The sequence below is a fragment of the Pseudomonas iranensis genome (assembly GCF_014268585.2).
In the GTDB taxonomy this organism is placed as follows: Bacteria; Pseudomonadota; Gammaproteobacteria; order Pseudomonadales; family Pseudomonadaceae; genus Aquipseudomonas; species Aquipseudomonas iranensis.
In genome coordinates this window covers 5,089,614-5,110,587 of sequence record NZ_CP077092.1, presented here as the reverse complement: position 1 = coordinate 5,110,587, position 20,974 = coordinate 5,089,614, and the positions used below count along the sequence as shown (strand labels likewise).

Below are 20,974 nucleotides of genomic sequence, written 5' to 3'. Positions count from 1 at the left end.
GGGAAATGCATTCCACATGTCTGATCGTTCCCACGCTCCGCGTGGGAATGCCTCAAGGGACGCTCTGCGTCCAGTGACGCGGAGCGTCACGGGCTGCATTCCCACGCGGAGCGTGGGAACGATCGCAAAGAAAAAGGCCCCGGAGTTCACACTCCGGGGCCTTTCGCATTTCAGCGGTCGATTACGCCGCTTTCGCCTCTGGCTGGCTCAACGAGCGATTCAGCGCGCTGAACAGCGCCTTGAAGCTCGCAGTGGTGATGTTTTCATCGATACCCACGCCGTGCACCGCACGTTCACCGTTCACCCGCAGTTCGATGTAGGCCGCTGCTTTGGCATTGGTGCCCGCGCCGATCGCGTGTTCGTTGTAGTCCATGATTTCCACCGGAATCGGCAGGCCGGCGACCAGTGCTTCCAGCGCGCCGTTGCCCTTGCCGCGCCAGTGCAGGTTGGTTTCGCCCTGACCTTTGCTCGCCACTTCCACTTCGACGGCGCTGTTGCCGTTCTCTTCCTGCAAACGATGGCTGACCAGCGCATACGGCGTATTGGCCTGCAAGTATTCGCTGATCAACAGCGAGTGAATCTGCTTGGCGGTCATCTCCAGGCCCAGGCGATCGGTTTCACGCTGTACGACCTGGCTGAACTCGATCTGCATGCGACGTGGCAGGCTGATGCCGTATTCCTGTTCCAGCAAGTAAGCGATGCCGCCCTTGCCCGACTGGCTGTTGACGCGGATCACCGCCTCGTAGCTGCGACCGATGTCGGCCGGGTCGATCGGCAGGTACGGGACTTCCCACAGGGTGTCCGGTTTCTGCTGGGCGAAGCCCTTGCGGATTGCGTCCTGGTGCGAACCGGAGAACGCGGTATGTACCAGGTCGCCAACGTACGGATGACGCGGGTGCACCTGGATCTGGTTGCACTCTTCGACAACTTTGCGCACGCCGTCGATGTCGGAGAAGTCCAGCTCAGGGTCGACGCCCTGGGTGTACATGTTCAGCGCGACGGTGACGAGGTCGACGTTACCGGTGCGTTCGCCGTTGCCGAACAGGCAGCCTTCGACGCGATCGGCGCCGGCCATCAGGCCCAGCTCGGTGGCCGCGACGCCGGTGCCACGGTCGTTGTGGGTGTGCAGGCTGATGATCACGCTGTCACGACGGTTGATGTTGCGACCGAACCACTCGATCTGGTCGGCGTAAACGTTCGGCGTCGCGCATTCAACCGTGGCCGGCAGGTTGAGGATCATCTTGTGCTCAGGCGTCGGGTTCCACACCTCGATCACGGCGTCGCAGACTTCCTTGGCGAATTCCAGCTCGGTAGCGCTGAAGGTTTCCGGCGAGTATTCGAAGGTCCACTCGGTTTCCGGCTGCATGGCTGCGTATTTGACGAACAGCTTGGCAGCGTTGACGGCGATGGCCTTGATGCCGTCCTTGTCCTGGTTGAAGACGATGCGACGGAAAGAAGGCGAAGTGGCGTTGTACAGGTGAACGATGGCTTTCTTCGCCCCGCGCAGGGATTCGAAAGTGCGCTCGATCAGGTCTTCACGACCCTGGGTCAGCACCTGAATGGTGGTGTCGTCGGGGATGTGGCCTTCTTCGATCAGGGTACGCACGAAGTCGAAGTCGGTTTGCGACGCGGCCGGGAACGACGCTTCGATCTCCTTCACGCCGACCTGCACCAGGGTTTTCCAGAAGCGCAGCTTCTTCGCCGCGTCCATTGGCTCGATCAGCGACTGGTTGCCGTCACGCAGGTCGGAGCTGCACCAGATCGGCGCGGCGTCGATGGTCTTCGACGGCCAGGTGCGATCAGGCAGGTTGATGACGGGAAACGCGCGGTATTTCGAAGACGGGTCTTTGAGCATGCTCATCGGGAAATTCCTTGTTGTCTGGGCCGAAAAGAGGCGGCCTGCCGGTTGAACGAATGTTCTTGGAAAAGCGTGGGACGAGGCGCAGCGATTCAGCCTGGCAGTCGTGCGCTGACGAGGCACAGGCTGCGGTGCTGGCGAAGCTGAATGAGGGTGTGAGAGGTTTTCATGGCTTCAACCCTAACCGCGAGGGGAAAGGATGGCAAGCAGTCGGAAAAAATTGAGAGGAATACCCGGAAAGCGGGATTTTGCGCGATTTTATTGTGCTTAAGTCAGTACATGTTGTTGATGTTTGCGTGAGGGTAGATTGAGGCGCAATTGAGAGCGGTCGGGTGCAGCGGTATTTGTAGGTTGGATAGGCCGCCTTCGCGAGCAAGCTCGCTCCCACATTGGATTGCATTCATAAACAAATCCCTGTGGGAGCGAGCTTGCTCGCGAAGAGGCCATTAGCCCTGTTGAATTTCTTTAAGGTTGGAAAGCACCAATGAAAATCGCCGGATCCACCCGCGCATCGTTCAGGCTGACGTTCCAGTGCATATGCGGTCCGGTCGCCCGGCCAGTCGCGCCGACCTTGCCGACCACCGCGCCGCGCGCCAGTTGCTGGCCGTTCTTCACGTCGATCTTCGACATGTGGCAGAACATGCTGATAAAGCCCTGGCCGTGGTCAACAAACACCGTGTTGCCGTTGAAGAAGTAATTGCCGATCAGAATCACCTTGCCCGCCGCCGGGGTCTTGATCGGCGTGCCCGCGGGCACTGCGAAATCGAGACCGGCATGAGGATTACGTTCTTCGCCATTGAAGAAGCGACGCACGCCAAACTTGCTCGACAGCGGCCCGTTGACCGGTTTGTCCAGCAGCAGATTGCTCGGCGTGGTCGGGCTGAAACTGCGGTAAGCCGCGATCTGTTCCGCCAGTTCGCCTTCAATGCGCTTGAGGTTGTCGGCGTTCGGATTGACCTGCTGTTTGTTCTTCAGGGTGATGTGCTGTTCCGGGTATTTCTTGCTGCCTACGGTAAACGGCAGATTGCGCCCGCCACTGCTGATCTGCTGCGCGCCGGGCTTGACCGTCAGCGGCACGCCAACGATTGCTAGCCAGTTGTTCTGCTCTTTGACTACCAGCACCGGTTTGCCCTGATAAGTGGCTTTCGGCGCCTGCGCGGCAGTGCCCAGATTCACCACGGCGACGCCGCCCGGCACCGGTTTGTTCAGCAGCCGGGTGATGTAACTGTCGGCGTGGGCGTTGAAGGTCAGGCAGAGCAACAGCAGCGGAGCAAGAAAACGCGGCATGGATCAGTCCAGTAAAGAGAGGGTGACGGGCGTCAGGTGATTGTCCTCGACGCGCACTTGCAGTTCGCCTTCGCCGAGCTTGGCTTTCAGACGCTGACCAGTGTGGGTCTGCGCAGCATTGCGGATCGCGTGGCCACGCTCGTCGAGCAAGATGCTGTAACCGCGGCCGAGAGTCGCCAATGGGCTGACCACGTGCAGGGTCTGCATCTGACTGTGCAATTGCTGCCGACGCTGTTTCAGAGCATCGCGCATGGCCCGGGGCAGGCGTTCGGCAAGACTGTCGAGGCGCTGGCGAAGCATCGCCAGTTGGCGCCCCGGATGTTGCCCGGCGAGACGGGTTTCCAGACGGATCAGGCGTTCGCGGCGGGTATTGAGGCTGCGCTCGAAAGCGCGGCGCATGCGCATGTCCAGATCGTCCAGACGTTGCGCCTGCTGGCGCAGACGCTCGCCGGGATGGCGCAACCGTCGCGCCATGCCTTCCAGACGCAGGCGATCACGCATCAAACGATCACGCATGCGCATCACCAGACGCCGGTGCAGGCTCTCGACCTGACGGATCAGATGGCTGGAATCCGGGGCGAGCAGTTCGGCGGCGGCCGAGGGTGTTGGTGCGCGGACGTCGGCAACGAAGTCGCTGATCGATACATCGGTTTCATGGCCCACGGCGCTGACGATCGGAGTGACACAGGCATCGACCGCACGCGCCACCGCTTCCTCGTTGAAGCACCAGAGGTCCTCCAGCGAGCCGCCGCCACGGGCGAGGATCAGCGCGTCGAAGCCACGGGCATCGGCCATTTTCAGCGCGCGGACGATTTGCGCGGTGGCCTCGCGGCCCTGTACGGCAGTCGGAATCAGGGTCAGTTGCACCTGCGGCGCACGGCGGCGGAATACGCTGATGATGTCGCGAATCACCGCGCCGGTTGGCGAACTGATGATGCCGATGCGCTGCGGATGCGCGGGCAGCGGCACTTTGCGTTCGGCACTGAACAGGCCTTCAGCGCTGAGCTTTTCCTTCAGTGCATCGAAGGCCAGACGCAGCGCGCCGTCACCGGCCGGCTCCACGGTGTCGAGGATCAGCTGATAGTCGCCACGGCCTTCGAACAGCGAAACCTTGCCGCGCACCTTGACCGCCAGACCGTCCTTCAACGCTTGGCGCACGCGGGCGGCGTTCTGCCGGAACAACGCGCAACGCACCTGCGCGCCGCTGTCCTTGAGGGTGAAGTAGACGTGGCCGGACGCCGGACGTGCGAGGTTGGAGATTTCGCCTTCGACCCAGATGTTGCTGAACACGTCTTCAAGCAACACCCGCGCGCGGCCGTTGAGCTGGCTGACGGTCAGGACTTCACGGTCCAGGCCAAGTCTTGCAAAGGGATCTTTAATCATGGGGCGCAGTTTAAAGGCATTTGCCCGCCAATCACCATGACACGACATAAATCCCCATGTGGGAGCGAGCCTGCTCGCGAAGGCGTTGGCTCAGCCAACAACTACTGTAGATGAAACAGCGCTTTCGCGAGCAGGCTCGCTCCCACATGGGATCAATTTGATATCTGGTCGTGCTGCCCGCTACTGGCTACAGTCAGCGCGGTCTTATAAAGGATGCGGACGATGAGCATGATGGAGCTGTTGGGGGCGTGGTCGTGGGGCGCGGGCGGTTGGGCGGTCATCGGGGTGGCCGTCGCCTTGGCCTACATCGTATTCGGCATCGCCGGTTTCGGCACGGCGCTGGTCGCGGGGCCGATGCTGATCCTGTTCATGCCACTGTCGAAAATCGTGCCGCTGCTGGTGTTGCTGGATTTCGTCGCCGCGTTCGGCAATCTGCTGCCCTCGCGGCGCGACGTCGCCAAGCCGGAATTGCTCAGGCTGCTGCCGTGCATGGCGATCGGCTGCACGTTGGGGGTGATCTTCCTGCTGAACCTTAAATCCGATCTGTTGCTGCTGTTGATGGGGCTGTTTATCAGCGCCTATGCGGTTTACAGCCTGTGGGTGAAAGCGCGGCCGGCACAGTTGTCGGCAGCGTGGGCGGTGCCGATGGGCACAGTGGGCGGGTTGTTCGGCGCGTTGTTTGGCAGCGGCGGCTTTCTTTACGCGATCTATCTGAACAGCCGCCTGCCCAAGGACGCGGCGCGGGCCACGCAAAGTGCGTTGATCAGTTGCAGCACCGTGGTGCGCTTGAGTCTGTTTGTCATCACCGGTGTGTATGCCGAGCTACCCTTGTTGATGCTGGCGCTGTGTCTGTTGCCGGCCATGGCGCTGGGCTTGTGGATCGGCCGGCGCTTGACCATGAGATTGTCGCGCGAGGCGTTTGTGCGCCTGGTGACTTGGCTGGTGCTGGCCAGCGGCATCGCGTTGATCGTGCGCTATTTCAGCACTTGACCGGATTTCTTCAGCGATTAAGCTGCCGGCCTTCAGGGCCTCTTCGCGAGCAAGCTCGCTCCCGCATTGGCATGCAATCTCTGTGGGAGCGAGCTTGCTCGCGAAGGCGTCAGAAGTCACACCGCAGGATTTCCCATGAACTCGCAAAGCATCATCGTCCCGAAAATCTCCACCCTGCCGGTGCACGAGCCCCGGGCGCGGGCGATCGTGCGCTGGCTGGTGCGCAAGAACATCATCGAAGAACAATTGACCACCTGCGGCCGGGCCGGCAACCGCATGGCCCACGCCATCGCCGACGGTGCTCGCGCCGTGGTGCTGTACCCCGAAGCGCTGCCGTTCGGCGAGCCGATCAATGGCCTGGAGATCGTCACCAAACGCTGCATCTACACACCGGCCAAGGGCTTTCTCGAGGAGGCTGGTTGCGCCGAGTGCCGCCGCGAAGTGGGCGAGGCGCTGTTCGAAAGTCTTGAAGACTGGTTTCCAGGGCGCACCGACAATTTCACCTGCCCGGAATGCGGGCACGAGGACGACATCAACGGCTTCCTGTTTTTGCAGGAATGCGCGTTTTCCAACCTCGGCTTCATTTTCAATAATTGGCTGGAGGCGGGGTTCAAGCAGAGCTTTATCGACGAGTTCGCCGATTGGCTCGATCAACCTGTCTCTTGGGTCAAGGTGGAGCTGTAGGGCCGGGCTTTTCCATCTATCAATTAGGCTGAGTTTTACATTGAACAGCAGGGGGTGTCTGACTATAATGGCGCGCTTCCATTTTCCCGCTCGGGAGCCCCCGCGATGCTGCGTATCAGCCAAGAAGCTCTGACATTCGACGACATTCTCCTAGTGCCCGGTTATTCCGAGGTGCTTCCCAACGAAGTCAGTCTCAAGACCCGTCTTACCCGTGGCATCGAACTGAATATTCCTCTGGTTTCTGCCGCCATGGACACCGTTACTGAAGCCCGTCTGGCAATCGCCATGGCTCAGGAAGGTGGCATCGGCATTATCCACAAGAACATGACCATCGAGCAGCAAGCTGCCGAAGTGCGCAAGGTCAAGAAGTTCGAAGCCGGTGTGGTCAAGGATCCCATCACCATCGAGGCCGATGCCACGGTGCGTGATCTGTTCGAACTGACCCGTCTGCACAACATTTCCGGCGTTCCGGTCCTGCACGATGGCGACCTGGTCGGCATCGTCACCTCCCGCGACGTACGTTTCGAAAACCGTCTGGAAGCCACTGTCCGCGAAGTGATGACGCCTAAAGAGCGTCTGGTCACGGTCAAGGAAGGTGCCGACAAGAACGACGTGCGTGAACTGCTGCACAAGCACCGCATCGAGCGCGTGCTGATCGTCGACGACAAATTCGCCCTCAAAGGCATGATGACCGTCAACGACATCGAAAAAGCCAAAGCCTACCCGCTGGCCAGCAAGGACGACCAAGGTCGTCTGCGCGTCGGCGCTGCGGTCGGCACCGGTAAAGACACCGGTGATCGCGTGACAGCACTGGTCAACGCCGGCGTGGACGTGGTGGTGGTCGACACCGCACACGGTCACTCCAAAGGCGTGATCGACCGCGTACGCTGGGTCAAAGAGAACTTCCCTGAAGTGCAGGTGATCGGCGGCAACATCGCCACCGGCGCTGCCGCCAAGGCTCTGGCCGAAGCGGGCGCCGACGCAGTCAAGGTCGGTATCGGCCCTGGCTCGATCTGCACCACCCGTATCGTCGCCGGTGTCGGCGTGCCGCAAATCAGTGCCATCGCCAACGTCGCCGCCGCCCTTGAAGGCACCGGCGTGCCGTTGATCGCCGACGGTGGTATCCGTTTCTCCGGTGACCTGTCCAAGGCCATCGTGGCCGGTGCGTCCTGCGTGATGATGGGCTCGATGTTCGCCGGTACCGAAGAGGCCCCGGGCGAGATCGAACTGTTCCAGGGTCGTTCGTACAAGGCTTATCGCGGCATGGGTTCGCTGGGCGCCATGTCCCAGGCTCAAGGCTCGTCCGACCGTTACTTCCAGGACTCCTCGGCAGGCGCCGAGAAACTGGTTCCGGAAGGCATCGAAGGCCGTGTGCCGTACAAAGGCACCCTGAGCGCGATCATTCACCAGTTGATGGGCGGCCTGCGTTCCTCGATGGGTTACACCGGCAGCGCCAACATCGAAGAAATGCGCACCAAGCCCGAGTTCGTGCGGATCACCGGTGCCGGCATGGCCGAGTCCCACGTTCACGACGTGCAGATCACCAAGGAAGCGCCAAACTACCGCGTAGGTTGAGGCTTCCAGCAAAACGTTAAATCACCGGGGCTGTTCATTCAGCCCCGAGTTGTTTCTGATTCACTACATGAGAATGAGTCATGGCCCTCGACATTCACGCTCACCGCATCCTGATCCTCGACTTCGGTTCGCAATACACCCAGCTGATTGCCCGCCGCGTGCGCGAGATCGGCGTGTACTGCGAACTGCACCCGTTCGACATGGACGAAGATGCGATCCGCGAATTCGCCCCTAAAGGCGTCATCCTCGCCGGCGGCCCCGAGTCCGTGCACGAAGCCAACAGCCCGCGCTGCCCGCAGGCAGTGTTCGACCTCGGCGTTCCGGTATTCGGCATCTGCTACGGCATGCAGACCATGGCCGAGCAACTGGGCGGCAAGGTGGAAGGTTCCGAACTGCGTGAGTTCGGTTACGCCCGCGTTGACGTGGTCGGCAAGAGCCGCCTGCTCGACGGCATCGAAGACCACATCGACGCCGACGGCCTGTTCGGCCTCGACGTGTGGATGAGCCACGGTGACAAAGTCACCAGGATGCCGGAAGACTTCCACATCCTCGCCAGCACCCCAAGCTGCCCGATCGCCGGTATGTTCAACGACGACCGCGCTTACTACGGCGTGCAGTTCCACCCGGAAGTGACCCACACCAAGCAGGGCGGTCGCATCCTGTCGCGCTTCGTGCTCGACATCTGCGGCTGTGAAGCCCTGTGGACGCCGTCGAAGATCGCTGAAGACGCCATCGCCAACATCCGCGCCCAGGTTGGCACCGACAACGTGCTGCTGGGCCTGTCCGGCGGCGTTGACTCCTCGGTGGTTGCCGCGCTGCTGCACAAGGCCATCGGCGATCAGCTGACCTGCGTCTTCGTCGACAACGGCCTGCTGCGTCTGCACGAAGGCGAGCAAGTGATGGCCATGTTCGCCGAGAACATGGGCGTCAAGGTAATCCGCGCCAACGCTGAGGAGCAGTTCCTCAACAACCTGGCCGGCGAAGCCGACCCGGAGAAGAAGCGCAAGATCATCGGCCGCACTTTCATCGACGTGTTCGATGCCGAATCCTGCAAGCTGGACAACATCAAGTACCTCGCTCAGGGCACCATCTACCCGGACGTGATCGAGTCGGCTGGCGCGAAAAGCGGCAAGGCCCACGTGATCAAGTCGCACCACAACGTGGGCGGCCTGCCGGAAGAAATGAACCTGAAACTGGTCGAGCCCCTGCGCGAACTGTTCAAGGACGAAGTCCGTCGTCTGGGCCTGGAACTCGGCCTGCCGTACGACATGGTCTACCGTCACCCGTTCCCGGGCCCGGGCCTGGGCGTGCGCATCCTCGGTGAAGTGAAAAAGGAATACGCCGACCTGCTGCGTCGCGCCGACCACATCTTCATCGAAGAACTGCGCAAGGCCGACTGGTACCACAAGGTCAGCCAGGCGTTCGTAGTGTTCCAGCCAGTCAAATCGGTCGGCGTGGTCGGTGACGGCCGCCGTTACGCCTGGGTCGTGGCCCTGCGTGCCGTGGAAACCATCGACTTCATGACTGCACGTTGGGCGCACCTGCCTTACGAACTGCTGGAAACCGTTTCCGGCCGCATCATCAACGAAATCGAAGGCATCTCGCGCGTTACTTACGACGTGTCGAGCAAGCCGCCGGCGACGATTGAGTGGGAGTGATTCTGCGCCTGAGGGCCTGTACTGACTGACAAAAAGCCCGCTGAGTTGCGGGCTTTTTGTATTGGCAGTTGGATGGATCGACACACAGGCGCTGGCCTGGCGACGGTGCCGTTAGCAATCGGTGCACGACGTCGGAGATACCTCGATGTACCTGTCTTTCGACTGTGCTACTTTACGAGCAGAAACTGATCAAGTCGTTTGGGGTAAAAATCGATGAACCACAAGCTGAGCACCTATGGCGTATGCATAGTAGATAGGCCCAAAATCAAAGCCACCAAGAAGCTGGACTTGGGAGGCGATCAGGGTAAGCAGATCGTTTACTCAGAAACGAAACTGGTTCTCAGAACTCACCAGAAGACCTTCAAGAAGCTGGCTGACATGTAATGGAGCTGATCCACTTTCCATTTGAGCGAGTCATTGAAATAAACACACAGATCTTGACTACTGAGCCCGGCATGAAGGGGCGTGTGAATATTCCCATCTTGCAAGGCGCGCTCGCCAGAATCGACAATGCGATAGCCTATAACGGGCTCGACGATGTATTTGAAATTGCTGCCAAATACACTGCCAGCATCGCGCAAGGCCACGCGTTGCCTGATGCCAACAAGCGCACCGGGCTGGCAGTCGGCTTGGAATATCTCTCGCTCAATGATTATGAAATCACCTTGGACAACGATCTGCTGGCGGATGCCGTCAGGGATTTGGTTACCGGTGAGATCAACGAACATGACTTCGCTGACATTCTTTACTCCTGCTTCAAGGCTTCTCAAAACCAGGGATCGTACTAGTTTCGCCTGTTGTGCTCGCTCACTTGATTTGCCTTGGTTCTGGTTGGGCAATGGTGCTTAAGATTTTTCGTCTCTATTGTTAATTAAGTGGAAGTAATCCCGCGGTAAGTTCGATTAACTAAAACCCTTGGTGTGATGCCGAGGGTTTTTTCATTTCGCAGCCTTGGAAACAGGTCAGTCGGCAGGCGGCTTTGCAGCGGCAGGCCAATTTTATCAGGCGCTGGGTCAGTGCAGCGATGTCACGAAACATGAGGCCATGATGCGCGGCATCGCTTGAGCCCAGATATAGCATTGGCCGTTCGGTCCAAGATTCACCCTTTTGAACAATTGTACTGGCGCTGTTGCGACGCACCAGCGTGTATGCGAACCACATATTTTGGACGGGCTCGCTTGCCAGCGGAAATTACCGCCGCGCCACATCCGAAAAATAGAACTTGTCCAGCGTATGCCGCGATTCGGTGTACTCGAACTGGCGGCCGTCCTGCAGGAAGGTCTGGTTGCTGACCACGATGACATGGCTCTGGCCGTCAAGGTCCAGGTGTTGTTGGTCGTCCTTGCTGGACGGTACGGCTTCAATGGTGCGCTGGGCGTAGGCGATCTGCAGTTGCAGGGTCTGTTCGATGTGAGCGTAGATCGAATGTTCGGCAATGTCTGCTGACAGGTCGGGAATCACGTCGCTGACGAAGTGGTTGATGTCGAGGATGACGCGTTTGCCGTCGATGCGCCGTACCCGCTTGATCCGGGTGATCGGGCTGCCGGGTTCGGCATTGATATGTTCAAGCAATGCACCTTCAAGCGGCACCTGACACATCTCGACCACTTCGGTGCTGACGTCGTTGCCCAGTCGCGGGTGGGTCTCCTGAAAACTGACGATGCCGCCGAGCTGGAATTCGATCGGGTTGGTCGACAGCACGAACGCGCCTTTGCCGTGAATCTTCTGAGCGAAACCGCGCTCCTGCAACTGGTCGATGGCCTTGCGCACCGTGCCACGGCTGGCCTGATAGGTATCCATCAGTTCGGTTTCGGAAGGCAGCCGGGCGCCGCGCTCCAGGCGCTGGGTGGTGATACTGGCAAGCAAATCGCTGTAGATCTGGTTGTATTTGCTCATGGCTGGACTCTGTGCCGACGGTGCTCAAAACCCCGAACCTTAAGGGCAGGGTAGGGGTTTGTCCATGCGGACGAAGGAAAACATCTTAGGTCAGAGTAGGAAGAATCCGCGTTTTTCTGACGTTCATCCACGGATGCAAGCTCGTACAGACGAGTTGTTGCATTAACTCGTACAGACGAGTATTTTTCGTTCGGCGTGCTGCCAATAACAACAATCCACGACGGAAGAACAAGCATGAGCCATGACTATCCGAACATCGCCAAGGAGCTGCTGGAAAGCCTCGGTGGCCGTGACAACATCGAGCAGGCGGCGCATTGCGTCACGCGTTTGCGCCTGGCGCTGAAGAACCCCGCGCTGGTGAATGTGGCCGCGCTCAATGGCGTCGATCTGGTCAAGGGTTCGTTCTTCACCGGCGGGTTGTATCAAGTGGTCATCGGCCCGGGTGATGTTGAAAAGGTTTATGCCGAACTGCGCCAGCAGACTGGCCTTGCGGCATCGACCATCGCCGACGTTAAACAGAAAAGCGCCGAGAAGATAAACGCCATGCAGCGGCTGGTGCGGGTGTTTTCCGATGTGTTCATGCCGATCCTGCCGGCGCTGATCATTGCCGGCCTGTTGATGGGCATCAACAACCTGCTCGGCGCCAAGGGCATGTTCATCGACGGCCAGACCCTGCTTGATGCCTATCCGAACCTCGACGGGTTATGGAGCCTGATCAATCTGATGGCCAACACCTCGTTCGTGTTCCTTCCGGCGCTGGTGGGCTGGTCGGCAGCCAAGCGTTTCGGCGGCAGCGAAATACTCGGCATCGTCCTCGGTCTGATGCTGGTGCACCCGGACCTGCTCAACGCCTGGAATTACGGCAAGGCCGTGGCCGGGCTGGATGGGCAGCAACTGCCGTACTTCGACATCCTCGGCCTGTTCCAGGTGGAAAAGGTCGGTTACCAAGGGCAGATCCTGCCGATCCTGCTGGCGGCGTACGTAATGAGCGTGATCGAAAAATGGCTGCGCGCACGCGTGCCCAACGCGGTGCAGTTGCTGGTGGTGCCGATCACCACCATCGTTGTCACTGGCGTGCTGGCGTTGGCGATCATCGGCCCGGTGACCCGGCATATCGGCATCTACATCACCGAAGGGCTGGTGATGCTGTTCGATCTGGCGCCGCTGGTGGGCGGTCTGATTTTCGGCCTGTTGTATGCGCCGCTGGTGATCACCGGCATGCACCACATGTTCCTCGCCGTGGACCTGCAATTGATTTCGAGCCAGGGCGGCACCTTCATCTGGCCGATGATTGTCATGTCCAATCTGGCGCAGGGCAGTGCGGCCCTGGCGGTGTTCTGGATGACGCGCAATGCGCGGGACAAGAGCATGGCCTCGACCTCGGCGATTTCTGCGTATTTCGGCATCACCGAGCCGGCGATGTTCGGCGTCAACCTGCGCTACAAGTTTCCGTTCTACGCCGCGCTGGCCGGTTCGGCGCTGGGTTGCATGTTCCTCTCACTGAACAAGATCCAGGCCTCGGCCATCGGCGTCGGTGGCTTGCCCGGTTTCATCTCGATCATTCCGCAGTTCATCCCGATGTTCGTCATTGGGATGCTGATCGCCATGCTCGTGCCGTTTGCCCTGACCTGCGTGCTGAGCATGAAGATCGTCCGTCCGGGTTACCGGGTTGCCTGAAACTCAACTGTAGGAGCTGCCGGAGGCTGCGATCTTTTGATCTTGCCGTTCAAAATCAAAAGATCGCCGCCGTCGGCAGCTCCTGCACGGCTCCAAAATTCAAGAGGAAATCCGCCATGCAAGACTGGCAACGTTCGGTGATCTACCAGATCTACCCGAAGAGCTTCCACAGCCATGCGGGCAACGCCACTGGCGATCTGCTCGGCATCGTCGCCAAGCTCGATTATCTGCAATGGCTGGGAGTCGATTACCTGTGGATCACGCCGTTCCTGCGCTCGCCGCAGCGCGATAACGGCTACGACATCAGCGACTATTACGCGGTCGATCCGAGTTACGGCAGCATGGCCGACTGTGAACTGCTGATCGCCGAAGCGGGCAAACGCGGGATCAAGCTGATGCTCGACATCGTGGTCAACCACACCTCGATCGAGCACGTCTGGTTCCAGCAGGCGCGCAGCAGCCTCGACAATCCTTACCGCGATTTCTATATCTGGCGCGACCAGCCGAACAACTGGGAATCCAAATTCGGCGGTTCGGCCTGGGAGTACGAAGCGCAGACCGGCCAGTATTACCTGCACCTGTTCGACCACACTCAGGCCGACCTCAATTGGGACAACCCCAAGGTCCGCGACGAAGTGTTCAGGATGATGCGTTTCTGGCGCGACAAAGGCGTCGGTGGCTTTCGTCTGGACGTGATCAACCTGATCTCGAAACCGGCGAACTTCCCCGAGGACGACAGCGACGGTCGGCGCTTCTACACCGATGGGCCTAACGTGCATGCGCACTTGCAGCAAATGCACCGTGAGGTCTTCGAAGGGCATGAGCTGATCAACGTCGGCGAGATGTCCTCGACCCGCCTCGAACACTGCATCCGCTACTCCAATCCGCAGTCGAAAGAATTGTCGATGACCTTCAACTTTCATCATCTGAAGGTCGATTACCCGAATCTGCAGAAGTGGGTCCGTGCCGACTTCGACTTCCTTCAGCTCAAGCAGATTCTCTCCGACTGGCAGACCGGCATGCAGGCGGGTGGCGGCTGGAATGCGCTGTTCTGGTGTAACCACGATCAGCCACGCGTGGTCTCGCGGTTCGGCAATGACGGCGAATACCGCGAGCTGTCGGCGAAGATGCTCGGCACTGCGCTGCACTTTCTGCAGGGCACGCCCTTCGTTTATCAGGGCGAAGAATTGGGCATGACCAATCCGGGGTTCGAGAGCATCGAGCAATACCGTGACGTCGAGACCCTGAATATCTTTCGCCTCAAGCGTGAAGCCGGCACCAGCGACCTCGACAACATGGCGGCGATCATGCAGAAGTCCCGCGACAACGGGCGCACGCCGATGCACTGGCACGCCGGGCATAACGCCGGCTTCACTCGCAGCGAACCATGGATCGGTGTGCCGGCCAATGCCGCGCAGATCAATGTCGCGCATCAACTGCACGACCCGGAATCGGTGCTGCATCACTATCGGCGCCTGATCGCTTTACGCCGCACTGAAGCGTTGATCTCCGATGGCATCTATCGCCAGTTGTTGCCGGAGCATCCACAGGTCTGGGCGTACCTGCGCGAGGGGACGGGGGAACGCTTGTTAGTGGTGAACAATTTCTATGGCTCCGCCTGTGAGGTCGAGCTACCGGCACTGATCGACGAAGCCCAGGAGCAGCGCCTGTTGATCAGCAATTACCCGGACTGCCCGCAACGCTCGAGTTTGCTGCAGTTGCGACCTTACGAATCCTTCGTGCTGCACCTGACCGACCCCTGATTTTTTAACTGAATAACAACTTCTGAAAAAACACGCAGAACGCTGCGCGGGGGATTTGTGCGCGCTGAATTCCTGCAACCACACAATAAAAACAACGGGTGGCATATATGAGAGCAACCATAAATTACAGTCTGGCAGTCGTGGGGATTTGTCTGGCAATGCCGACGTCATCACATGCGCTGGAGTTCGGCGGCTATCTGCGCAGCGGGGTCGGTACATCGGTCAACAGCAGCAGCCAGTCGTGTTTCCAGTTACCCGGCGCGCAGACCAAATATCGCCTCGGTAACGAGTGCGAGCAGTACGGTGAGCTCGAGCTGCGCCAGGATCTGTACACCCTCGACGACGGCTCGGTGCTGAGCGTCGACGGCATGGCCTCGCTGTATAACCGCTACGACCGCAGCCTGACGTTCAAGGAAGACAACGGCTCGATTCGTTTGCCGCAGGCGTATGCGCAATGGTCGGCGATGCCTGCGCTCAACGGCGGCTCGCTGTGGGCAGGGCGGCGTTACTACAAACGTAACGACATCCATATTTCCGATTTCTATTACTGGAACCAGAGCGCCACCGGTGCAGGCATTGAAGATGTGTTGCTCGATGGCTTGAAATACAGCTACGCCTTTTCACGCAAGGACAACCTTTACCAAAAGGATTACATCAACCGCCATGACTTCAATGTCGGCGGTTTCAACAGTAACCCGGGCGGTGAACTGGAGTTCGGCCTGAGTTACATCGACAAGCCCGACAGCCGCGATGCCCACCGTGGCTGGGCGATCACCACTCAGCATGTGCAGCAGGACTTTTTCGGTGGCAAGAACAAACTGGCGCTGCAATACGGCGAAGGGCCGGGCACCGGATTGGGCTATACCGGTAACGTCAGGCTTGATGACCGCAACAAGAGCTATCGCATCGTCGAGTTCTTCGACTGGCAACTGACGCCACGTTTTGGCGGACAATTCCAGGCGGTGTATCAGAAAGACATTCGTCAGGGCGGCGCCGACCAGAACTGGCTGTCACTCGGCGTGCGCCCGGCCTATGCGCTGAGCGAGCAGTTCAAACTGGTGACCGAACTGGGTCACGATCAGGTCGAGGCGGCGGACGGCACGCGCAAGCTGAGCAAGTTCACCTTCGCGCCGACCTGGTCACCCAAAGGCCCGGAATTCTGGGCGCGGCCCGAGGTGCGTCTGTATTACACCTATGCCAGCTGGAACCAGGCAGCCAAGCGTGCCGCCAACCTGTTGGCCAAAGGCTCGGCACTCTCCGACACGGGCGCCTTCGGCAACGCGCGGCACGGCGCCAATGTCGGCTTGCAGGTTGAATACTGGTGGAAATAAGCAAAGCGGCTGCGACCGCTCATTCAATGAATACAAGCTCAGGTGATGTCATGGCCACACCCCAACAATTGCAGCTGCTGGCTCCTTTATCCGGCGTGCTGATGGCGCTGGACCAGGTGCCCGACCCGGTGTTTGCCGGGCGGATCATCGGCGACGGTTTGTGCATCGATCCGACTTCGTCAACGCTCTGCGCACCGTTGGCCGGTGTGGTCAGCGACGTGCAGGCCAGCGGGCACGCGCTCACCATCACCAGTGACGCGGGTGTGCAGGTGTTGATGCACATCGGCCTGGACACGGTGAATCTCGCCGGCGAAGGATTCACCCGCCGCGTTGAAGCGGGGCAGCGGGTCGAAGCAGGGCAGGCGCTGATCGACTTCGATGCTGACTACATTGCCCTGCACGCGCGCAGTTTGTTGACCTTGATGCTGGTGGTCAGCGGCGAGCCGTTCGCTTCACTCGTTGGCTCAATCGGGTTGGTCGAGGTAGGCCAGCCAGTGCTGGACGTCGTGGTCGGCGCAGCCGTTGGCGAACATCCAGCGCCGGTGCCGGGCGATGCGGTGTTCTCGCAGCCGATCAACCTGCCCAATTCCAATGGTCTGCACGCTCGGCCGGCGGCAGTATTCGCCCAAGCGGCCAAAGCATTTTCAGCGACCATCCATCTGCACAAGCTGCAAGCGCAAGCCAACGGCAAATCCCTGGTGGCAATCATGGCGTTGCAGACGGCCCATGGCGACAGCGTGCAGGTCAGCGCCGAAGGTGAAGATGCCGAAGCAGCGGTCGCAGCGCTGACACGCTTGCTGAACGAAGGCTGCGGCGAAGCGGTGACAGCGCCTGCACCGGTCGAAGCCGACGCAGCAGCAATGCCGAACATCCTGCGCGGTGTCTGCGCCTCGCCCGGTTCGGCGTTGGGACAAGTCATGCAGATCGTCGAAGCGTCGCTTCTGGTCAACGAGTTTGGCGCCGAGCCGCCAATCGAGCTTGAGGCGTTGAGCCAAGCCCTGATCGAAGCCGACATGGCCCTGCAACATCTGCGCGACACCGCCGGCGGCCAGGCGCAAGCGGAGATCTTCAAGGCGCATCAGGAACTGCTGGCCGACCCGAGTCTGCTGGATCAGGCCCGGGCGCTGATCGACGCGGGCAACAGCGCGGCGTTTGCCTGGAAGACCAGCACCGATGCAACGGCGGCGATGTTTCGCTCGCTGGGCAATGCCTTGCTGGCTGAGCGCGCGGCGGATCTGGATGATGTCGGCCAGCGCGTGCTGAAGCTGATCCTCGGTGTTCACGAGCAGACGCTGGAGTTGCCGGACGACACCATTCTGATCGCCGATCAACTGACCCCTTCACAGACCGCCGGACTCGATACGCGCAAAGTGCTTGGGTTTGCCACCGTTGGCGGTGGCGCCACCAGCCATGTCGCGATCCTCGCGCGAGCCTGCGGTTTGCCGGCGATCTGCGGTATGCCATTGCAAATGCTCGGGCTCGGCAACGGCACGCGGGTGCTGCTCGATGCCGACAAAGGCGAATTGCAGTTGCACCCGGACGCCGAGTCCATCGATCAATTGCGCACGCGGCATGAGCGCCAGCGCCAGCGTCATCAGCAGGAACTGGCGCAGGCCAGCGAGGCGGCCTGCACCCGTGACGGTCAGCACATCGAAGTCACCGCCAACGTTGCCTCGCAGGGCGAAACCGCCCAGGCCATGGAGCTGGGCGCGAATGGCGTGGGGCTGCTGCGTTCGGAATTTCTTTACCTGGGCCGTCAGCAATCGCCGAGCCACGATGAACAAGTGGCCACCTACTGCGCCATCGCCCGCACCATCGGGCCGGTACACAATCTGGTGGTGCGCACCCTCGATGTCGGTGGCGACAAACCGCTGGCTTATGTGCCGATGGACAGCGAAACCAATCCTTTCCTCGGCTTGCGCGGCATTCGCCTGTGTCTTGAACGACCGCAACTGTTGCGCGAGCAGTTCCGCGCAATCCTCGCCTGCTGTGAGCTGACGCGTTTGCACATCATGTTGCCGATGGTCACGAATTTGGCCGAACTGCGTCTGGCGCGGCAGATTCTCGAGCAGGAAGCCCGGGTTTTGGGCCTGGCGCACATGCCGAAGCTGGGAATCATGATCGAAGTGCCTGCCGCTGCGCTGATGGCCGATGTGCTGGCGCCGCACGTGGATTTTTTCTCCATCGGTACCAACGACCTCACCCAATACACGCTGGCCATGGATCGCGATCATCCGCGTCTGGCCAGCCAGGCGGACAGCTTTCACCCTTCGGTGCTGCGCCTGATCGCGATGACGGTGAAGGCGGCCCATGCCCACGGCAAATGGGTCGGCGTCTGCGGCGCCATGGCGTCTGAACGCCTTGCGGTGCCGTTGCTGCTGGGGCTGGGTGTGGATGAATTGTCGGTGAGCGTGCCGTTGATTCCGGCGATCAAGTCGGCGGTGCGCGAGGTGAATCTGGCCGACTGTCGAATCATCGCCGAACAGGTTTCGAATCTGGAAAGCGCCGCCGACGTGCGCGACGCCTTGCAGCGGTTTCATGGGGCGAAAGTCGATGCCTCGCCGGTTATGGAGAATTGAACATGTTCGACAAATTGCAGCAGGCATTCTGGAAAGCACTGACGCCGGATCTGGTACCGGACGAGGCAAACATTACCGCCGATGCGGTTGCCGGCTTGAACGCCGAGATCGTAGCGGCGCTGGGCGGTGTGGATAACCTCAAGTCGCAGCAACCGCTGGCGCTGACCCGGGTGCGCGTGACGTTGCACGACGAGGCCCGTGTCGACCGTCAGGCCCTGAGTGTCGCCGGCGTGTCGGGCGTCATGCCGCTTGAGGGCGGCGTGCTGCATTTGATTACCGGGCTGCGCGCATAAGGCCGACAAAACGTGCGGCCGCAGTCGCCCTTACTGTTTCTCAACTGCGGGTGTATCGTATTCGCCTTTTTGCGGATCCCTCGGGGTCTGTCGCTGATACGTGAGGTAGTTGAGTTCATGTCCTTTACCCGTCGCCAAATCCTCGGTGGCCTGGCCGGTCTTGTTGTCGTTGGCGTGGGCGCGGGAGGCGCGTCGCGTTACTGGCTGGGCAAGATGGCCGACGCCGAGGCCGGCCACGACTATGAACTGATCGCCGCGCCGCTCGACGTCGAGCTGGTGCCGGGGCACAAGACCGAGGCCTGGGCGTTCGGCCCGTCGGCGCCGGGCACCGAGTTGCGTGTACGCCAGGGGGAATGGCTGCGGGTGCGTTTCATCAATCACCTGCCGGTGGCGACCACCATCCACTGGCACGGCATCCGCCTGCCGCTGGAAATGGACGGCGTGCCTTATGTGTCGCAACTGCCGGTATTGCCGGGCGAATACTTCGACTACAAATTCCGCGTGCCGGACGCCGGGAGCTACTGGTATCACCCGCATGTCAGCAGCAGCGAGGAACTGGGGCGCGGGCTGGTCGGGCCGCTGATCATCGAAGAACGCGAGCCGACCGGCTTCAAGTACGAGAAAACCCTGAGCCTGAAGAACTGGCACATCGACGAGCAAGGCCAGTTCGTCGAGTTCAGCATCCCCCGCGAAGCGGCCCGTGGCGGTACCGCCGGGCGCCTGTCGACAATCAATGGTGTGCCGTTGCCGGTGATTGATCTGCCGGCCGGGCAGATCACCCGGGTGCGTTTGCTCAACCTCGACAACACCCTGACCTATCGCATCAATATTCCTGGGGTCGAAGCGAAAATCTACGCGCTGGATGGCAACCCTGTCGAGCCACGACCATTGGGCAAGGAATACTGGCTCGGCCCTGGCATGCGCATTTGCCTGGCGATCAAGGCCCCGGCGGCGGGTGAAGAGTTGTCGCTGCGTAACGGCCCGGTGCGTCTGGGCACGCTACGTTCAGTCGCCAACACCGACGCGCCGACGGACTGGCCGAAAGCCATGCCGGCCAACCCGGTGGCCGAGCCGGATCTGGCCAATGCGGAGAAACTCAACTTCTATTTCGAATGGGTCGGCTCGGTCTCGGTGAACACCGAAAACGGCAAACCGCCGAGCCTGTGGCAGATCAACGGCAAGGCTTGGGACATCACCGACAAGACCTGTGCTGACCGGCCGATTGCCAGCCTGAAACTGGGCCATAGCTATATTTTCGAATTGAAGAACATGACCCAGTACCAGCACCCGATTCACCTGCACGGCATGAGCTTCAAGGTGATCGCGTCGAACCGGCACAAAGTCATTCCGTATTTCACCGACACCTATCTGCTGGGCAAGAACGAGCGTGCGCAAGTGGCGCTGGTGGCGGATAACCCGGGGGTGTGGATGTTCCACTGCCATGTCATCGACCACATGGAAACCGGCCTGATGGCCGCTATCGAGGTGAAGTGATGCGCCAGATCCGCCCGGCGGCGATCATCGACCGCAGCCGCGACCGCGACTTCATGCGCGAAGCCCTGACCCTCGCCGCACAGGGCGCCGCCCTCGGTGAGGTGCCGGTGGGCGCGGTGCTGGTGCACGATGGCGTGATCATCGGTCGCGGCTTCAATTGCCCGATCAGCACCAGCGACCCGAGTGCCCACGCCGAAATGGTCGCGATCCGCGCCGCCGCGCAGGCAGTGGATAACTATCGCCTGCCGGGCAGCACGCTGTATGTGACGCTGGAACCGTGCAGCATGTGCGCCGGGCTGATCGTGCATTCGCGGGTGGCGCGGGTGGTGTATGGCGCGCTGGAGCCCAAGGCCGGGATTGTGCAGAGTCAGGGACAGTTTTTCAGCCAGGGATTTTTGAATCACCGGGTGTTGTATGAGGGCGGGGTGCTGGCTGAAGAATGTGGTGCGGTGCTGACCGAGTTTTTCCGCGCCAGACGCACCAAAAGCCCCTCACCCTAACCCTCT

Annotated in this window: 16 protein-coding genes; 12 read left to right on the top strand and 4 right to left on the bottom strand. The window is 60.4% G+C overall.

Annotated elements, in window-relative coordinates; translation table 11 throughout:
* Positions 1–181 precede the first annotated feature (181 nt).
* From leuA to xseA, 3 genes are all read right to left on the bottom strand, one after another.
* Positions 182–1,861 carry a 2-isopropylmalate synthase gene (gene leuA, locus HU724_RS22895; RefSeq protein WP_016773339.1) on the bottom strand — a complete coding sequence of 560 codons (1,680 nt, stop codon included), beginning with the start codon at positions 1,859–1,861 and terminating at the stop codon, positions 182–184.
* Between the two features lie 462 nt (positions 1,862–2,323).
* Positions 2,324–3,145 (bottom strand): peptidoglycan DD-metalloendopeptidase family protein, encoded by an 822-nt coding sequence (locus HU724_RS22890; protein ID WP_186569501.1) that lies wholly within the window; start codon positions 3,143–3,145, stop codon positions 2,324–2,326.
* A gap of 3 nt (positions 3,146–3,148) precedes the next feature.
* Positions 3,149–4,528 carry an exodeoxyribonuclease VII large subunit gene (xseA, locus tag HU724_RS22885; protein WP_024014206.1) on the bottom strand — a complete coding sequence of 460 codons (1,380 nt, stop codon included), beginning with the start codon at positions 4,526–4,528 and terminating at the stop codon, positions 3,149–3,151.
* A 222-nt stretch (positions 4,529–4,750) separates the two neighbouring features.
* Between xseA and HU724_RS22880 the strand changes: the two genes are divergently transcribed.
* The 5 genes from HU724_RS22880 to HU724_RS22855 all read left to right on the top strand — a co-directional run bounded on the left by HU724_RS22880 (position 4,751) and on the right by HU724_RS22855 (position 10,223).
* Positions 4,751–5,518, top strand: coding sequence for a sulfite exporter TauE/SafE family protein (locus HU724_RS22880; protein WP_186569500.1), 768 nt, complete (start codon positions 4,751–4,753; stop codon positions 5,516–5,518).
* Positions 5,519–5,653: 135 nt separating this feature from the next.
* On the top strand, positions 5,654–6,202 hold the full coding sequence (locus HU724_RS22875; RefSeq protein ID WP_186569499.1) for a sugar ABC transporter ATPase: 549 nt from the start codon (positions 5,654–5,656) through the stop codon (positions 6,200–6,202).
* Between the two features lie 105 nt (positions 6,203–6,307).
* Positions 6,308–7,777: an IMP dehydrogenase gene (gene guaB, locus HU724_RS22870; RefSeq protein ID WP_016773343.1), complete on the top strand. Its 1,470-nt coding sequence runs from the start codon at positions 6,308–6,310 to the stop codon at positions 7,775–7,777.
* 80 nt (positions 7,778–7,857) lie between these two features.
* Positions 7,858–9,435 carry a glutamine-hydrolyzing GMP synthase gene (gene guaA, locus HU724_RS22865; RefSeq protein ID WP_123444230.1) on the top strand — a complete coding sequence of 526 codons (1,578 nt, stop codon included), beginning with the start codon at positions 7,858–7,860 and terminating at the stop codon, positions 9,433–9,435.
* A gap of 383 nt (positions 9,436–9,818) precedes the next feature.
* Positions 9,819–10,223, top strand: a complete 405-nt coding sequence (locus HU724_RS22855; RefSeq protein ID WP_122747781.1) for a type II toxin-antitoxin system death-on-curing family toxin — start codon at positions 9,819–9,821, stop codon at positions 10,221–10,223.
* A gap of 403 nt (positions 10,224–10,626) precedes the next feature.
* Here the strand turns inward: HU724_RS22855 and treR are convergent, their stop codons facing one another.
* A complete protein-coding gene (treR, locus tag HU724_RS22850; RefSeq protein WP_016773346.1) occupies positions 10,627–11,331 on the bottom strand; it encodes a trehalose operon repressor in 705 nt (234 codons plus the stop codon).
* Positions 11,332–11,565: 234 nt separating this feature from the next.
* Here treR and treP point away from each other — a divergent pair, with 234 nt between their 5' ends.
* The 7 genes from treP to tadA all read left to right on the top strand — a co-directional run bounded on the left by treP (position 11,566) and on the right by tadA (position 20,968).
* Positions 11,566–13,008 carry a PTS system trehalose-specific EIIBC component gene (treP, locus tag HU724_RS22845; protein ID WP_137214094.1) on the top strand — a complete coding sequence of 481 codons (1,443 nt, stop codon included), beginning with the start codon at positions 11,566–11,568 and terminating at the stop codon, positions 13,006–13,008.
* 116 nt (positions 13,009–13,124) lie between these two features.
* Positions 13,125–14,771 (top strand): alpha,alpha-phosphotrehalase, encoded by a 1,647-nt coding sequence (gene treC / locus HU724_RS22840; protein ID WP_186569498.1) that lies wholly within the window; start codon positions 13,125–13,127, stop codon positions 14,769–14,771.
* A gap of 107 nt (positions 14,772–14,878) precedes the next feature.
* Positions 14,879–16,102, top strand: a complete 1,224-nt coding sequence (locus HU724_RS22835; RefSeq protein WP_186569497.1) for a maltoporin — start codon at positions 14,879–14,881, stop codon at positions 16,100–16,102.
* 50 nt (positions 16,103–16,152) lie between these two features.
* Positions 16,153–18,681: a phosphoenolpyruvate--protein phosphotransferase gene (gene ptsP / locus HU724_RS22830; protein ID WP_186569496.1), complete on the top strand. Its 2,529-nt coding sequence runs from the start codon at positions 16,153–16,155 to the stop codon at positions 18,679–18,681.
* A gap of 2 nt (positions 18,682–18,683) precedes the next feature.
* Positions 18,684–18,974 (top strand): PTS sugar transporter subunit IIB, encoded by a 291-nt coding sequence (locus tag HU724_RS22825; RefSeq protein ID WP_186569495.1) that lies wholly within the window; start codon positions 18,684–18,686, stop codon positions 18,972–18,974.
* 117 nt (positions 18,975–19,091) lie between these two features.
* Positions 19,092–20,468 (top strand): multicopper oxidase family protein, encoded by a 1,377-nt coding sequence (locus tag HU724_RS22820; protein ID WP_186569494.1) that lies wholly within the window; start codon positions 19,092–19,094, stop codon positions 20,466–20,468.
* The gene (gene tadA, locus HU724_RS22815; protein WP_186569493.1) at positions 20,468–20,968 is read left to right on the top strand and encodes a tRNA adenosine(34) deaminase TadA; all 501 of its coding nucleotides are present in this window, start codon (positions 20,468–20,470) and stop codon (positions 20,966–20,968) included. Before HU724_RS22820 ends, tadA begins: the two co-directional genes overlap by 1 nt.
* Positions 20,969–20,974: the final 6 nt, after the last annotated feature.